General features: G+C 39.8%; 2 protein-coding genes. Both read right to left on the reverse strand.

Translation table 11 applies throughout. From position 1 onward, the window contains the following. Window positions 1-434: 434 nt before the first annotated feature. On the reverse strand, window positions 435-2,060 hold the full coding sequence (hmpF, locus tag IM479_RS19305; protein ID WP_287685458.1) for a pilus motility taxis protein HmpF: 1,626 nt from the start codon (window positions 2,058-2,060) through the stop codon (window positions 435-437). Beyond that, window positions 2,039-3,391: an RNA-guided endonuclease InsQ/TnpB family protein gene (locus IM479_RS19310; RefSeq protein ID WP_287685459.1), complete on the reverse strand. Its 1,353-nt coding sequence runs from the start codon at window positions 3,389-3,391 to the stop codon at window positions 2,039-2,041. The genes hmpF and IM479_RS19310 overlap by 22 nt, the downstream gene beginning before the upstream one ends. Window positions 3,392-4,088 lie beyond the last annotated feature (697 nt).

Below are 4,088 nucleotides of genomic sequence, written 5' to 3' on the forward strand. Positions count from 1 at the left end.
TGTCAGTCTGTAGAGCGACCATAAGACCAGAACAGAGTAAATCTGTTAAGGCCGGTGCGGAACCCCGCAAGGGAAAGAAGCAGAAACCTAAATCGTGAGGTTTGGGAATCACCGTCCGTTTACGGCGGTGAGGATGTCAAAACTATCTGAGTATAAATTACTAATCCTAGTCCATACCACATCTAACCTAGGGTTTGCGGCAAAAAGTTTTTCGTGGGGACAGGGTGTGGGGTGTAGGGTGTGGGGTGTGGGGTGTGGGGTTTTACCGATTTTCAGGTGGTCAACTACCTAATTTTCAGGGAAAAAGTCCCTGAATTTTCCCCCTGATCACTCCCAGTCCGGTACTTTTTGATTGACAAAAAGTCTAAAAGTCTTACCCAAAAAGGTTTTTAGATTTATTCAGCAAGCCCTAATTAAGCCTAACTGTTAATAGCCTAAGGATAGGCACTACCATTAGATTCCATAGGCATCAACCATTGGGAGATAGTTTCTAGTTTTTGACGGATTTGATCGAGTTGATCCTGCACGGGTTGCAGGAAAGTTTCGTACTGTTGTACCTGAGTTTTTAAACGCAATAAGGCCAGATTAGCATCGCGCCATTGTCGCTCCTGTTCTTCAAATTCACGAGTTTTTTGCTCTAAATCCGACCATTGCTCATCAATAGTATCTCTGTTTTTTGGTAAATCCTCTTGTAGTCGCTTGATTTCTGCTGCTAAACGTTGACTTTCTTGGAGATTATTTTGATAACTATCCTCCAAGAGAATTAACAATGGTTCAAAGCTACATTTTTGGGCATCTTCTGGGGATAAAATTCCCTGTCTCCGTTGCAGAATTTTCAGATGTTGAGAGCGAATAGCTTGCCTTTCGTGGAGATTACGTCTTTGTCCGACCAAAGTTGCCGCCAGCATTCCTTTTTTTTCCTGTTCCTCGGCTAATTCTTCTTCTAAATTAGCTCGCTCTGATTCATCTATTGTGGCCATTCTTGCTTCTAATTCTTCCACGGTTTGGCATTGGAGAGTTAATTCTTCCTCTTGGTCGTTGACAAAAATTTCCCAGCGTTTGAGGTCTGTTTGTAAGTTCTTAACTAAGCTCTCCAATTCTTCTAAAGGCATTTTTTCAAGAGCTTCTAGATCGATTTTACCATCCAAATCTAGTTCTTCCCCTTGCAGGAGACGAAGGAGCATTTGTCGAGTAGAATCAGTGGTTTGTAGGGTGAGGTTAAGGCTCTCGAATAATTCCTGTTTTTGACTCAGAACAGTTTCTTGTATTTGTAATTGTATTTTAGCCGTTTCCAAAGCACCGCGACTCGTCTGTAATTCCCTCGCTCTTTGTTCGAGATAATCGAGCATTTCATTGTTGGCGAACTGACGATTTTCTACAGCTTTTTTCTGCTCCTCTAAACTCTGCCAACAACTATTTAAAATATTCTGTTGTTCCTGCACAGATTCAAGAGTGGAATGGAGAATTTGTGAGGGAGAATTGCCCCGATGATGATTATTAGCTAAACGCTCCGCTAGAGAGCGAATAAATTGTTGTTTTTCTGGGGAAAGATTGGGGGAGGAGTTAAAATTTATTTGTCCTTCTTCCAGGTGTCGCTGTTGCTCGTTTAATTGTTGTTTTAGGGTTTCCAGTTCTTGTCTTTTGCGCTCTAAATACTCGAATTCTGCCTCTATTTGTTCAATTTGCTCGATTCTTGTCTCCATTTCCATTTTCTGGCGGTTGAGAATCTCGCTTTGATAGGTGAGGGATTGTTTCCACTCCTCGATTTTCTCTTGATCTTTCTTGCTGCGCTCCATCAAACGGGCAATCTTTTGCAGTTGCCGCACCATCTCCGCTCCCGCTAATTCCGGGTTTCCTTGCAGTTGACGATTATTGCTCAAATTTACCAAGAGAAGCGCACCTTCACCCAGGGAGTTAGTTTCGTCGTAGGTTAAGATATCTTCCCCCGGTATGGCACTCCACGTCTGATCGTTATGCTGACAGGCCAATAGTTTCAATTCGGTTTTGTAACCACCGATAAAACCTCTAATCTGTTTTTTTACTTCTGCAAGGTATAGCACGAGTAGTCGTCCTCCATAATAAAAGTTTTTTTGACTTCTCCGACCCATAAATGACAGAGAATTCTAAGCGGACTTCGCGTCTTTTTAGCTGACCAGAACTTGAATTTCTGGGGACGAGTCAAAACGCCCCTAGACACTCGACTTAAATTAAAATTAAGTGTTGTGCTTACTTTCCGAATTATGTTAGCTGCCCCATTAGCATCAGCATTAATATACTGATTTTGAGCAGCCCGATACAATCCTCTTTTTGTTCTCTTTCCTGATGGTTGCCACCCTTCGGTTTTTTTACCAAATTTAGGTAGCGAGTCATTGTCTAAAAAAGAAGCTTTTAATGGATAACTTTCCTCGGTTTCAATAAACTTAATCCCACAATGTTCACACACTTTTCTAATGCGTTCTTTGAGTTTTGCTGTAGGAATTGAAACAAAAGATTGATGATTATTTTGGACTAAATTACATTCTTGTTTTTGTTCTTTATTCCATCCAAAAACAACCACTCCAATTTGATGCTCAATGCAGTAATTAATAACAAGTCTAGCTGCTTTATTAACAGCATCTCTTATTTGTCGATTACGCTTTTCTGTGATTTTAGCGAGTTGGGTTGACCAAAATCCTTGAGGTTTTCCTTCTTTGAGAGTAGCTACCTGTTTGTTGTACCAACGATTAACAGACTTAAGATGTCTTCCATCAATTATAAAGCTAGTACCGAGACTAGAAACTCCTGTTAGCCAATTCTTTAAACCCGGATCTAAACCTAGCACATTATCGGGATTGACCTCAATCTCGACTGGTTTACTCTCATAAACAAACTCAACATAAAAACAATGATTTCTGGGCAGTATTCTTAATTCCTTAATTTCTTGAAATCTCAAATTGGAGGGCATTGGCAAATAGAAGCTATCAAGTCCAAACCATTGCTTAACAGTTTTTCCTAAAGGGATTCTAACTTGATTATCAACCCATTTTAGGGCTTGCTTGGGATAAGTGACAAGGAACAGACCTTCTTTTTTTATGTATTTAAGTAAATGAGGCTTATCTGTTAACTCTCCCTTTCTATATTTCTGGTTTAGCTCTTTAAATGATTTAAAGGACTCAGGAACACTTCTAAGTATTTGCTGTGCTGCCTGAGAGGATAAAACTTGATAGTGTTTGTTGTTTTTATACTCTTTCTCTAAATCAAATTTACCAATAATTTTATCGGTTTTGAAATAAAATTGACGGGCATAATAAATTGCACAGTTAGTCAGTTTATGAGACTCAGCACAAATGAACTCAAGGATAGCCTTTAAATGTTTATCCATGCTCATTAGATTTTGCTGGCATCTATACATTATATTTTTACCTCCTGATATTATACTAGCATAAATGCACTAGGCTGTTCGTAATTTAAATTACTTGGGCCAGACGAGGCAAGAGGCAACACCCCCCAACCCCCCGACGTGGGTAGGGTCGTTTCATTCTCAAGAAAAAAGGAGAAATACGGCGAGAAACGAAATTTTAGCGACATAAAGACAATAATTGGCGGATTTTGTGCTTATTGTGGTCAATTCCCTTTGTTAAAGAATCATAACCCTCTAACCTGTACAAGGTTAAAACCCATGTCTTTAACAAGGAAATGTTGATGGGGGAAAGTCCCTTTTTCTGGGGACTAAGATCCTCGTTTTGAATCACATCCTTGACCCAATGTAAGCGATTTTCAATTTTCCAATGTCCTCTGATTCCCTGAGCAAGATGAGTAAGGGAAACCAGAAAGCGCAGTGATGAGCTTCGAGAATCCTCACGCCTTTAGGCCCAGGAGTGTCAAATAATTAGCTTATCAGATTTATTATTAGTGACAAGAGGAGGTAATACTAAATCCTGTTTAAAAGGTATAGGACAGTGGGGTGTAGGGTAGGGCTGTTTCATTCTCCCATCAGAATATCAAAAGTAAAAGCGATCACTGTCAGGTAAAATGAAAAGTGACCGCCAACTTTTAAAATATATGTTGAGCTTAATAGAAAAACTGAAACAAGTCAAGGACTTTCGGAA

Source organism: Microcystis sp. M165S2 (genome assembly GCF_020245885.1).
In the GTDB taxonomy this organism is placed as follows: domain Bacteria; phylum Cyanobacteriota; class Cyanobacteriia; order Cyanobacteriales; family Microcystaceae; genus Microcystis.

What these genes read in the sequence shown, in the direction of transcription:
- IM479_RS19310 (WP_287685459.1), bottom strand. Translation starts at nt 3,391, where the DNA reads ATGTATAGATGCCAGCAAAATCTAATGAGCATGGATAAACATTTAAAG.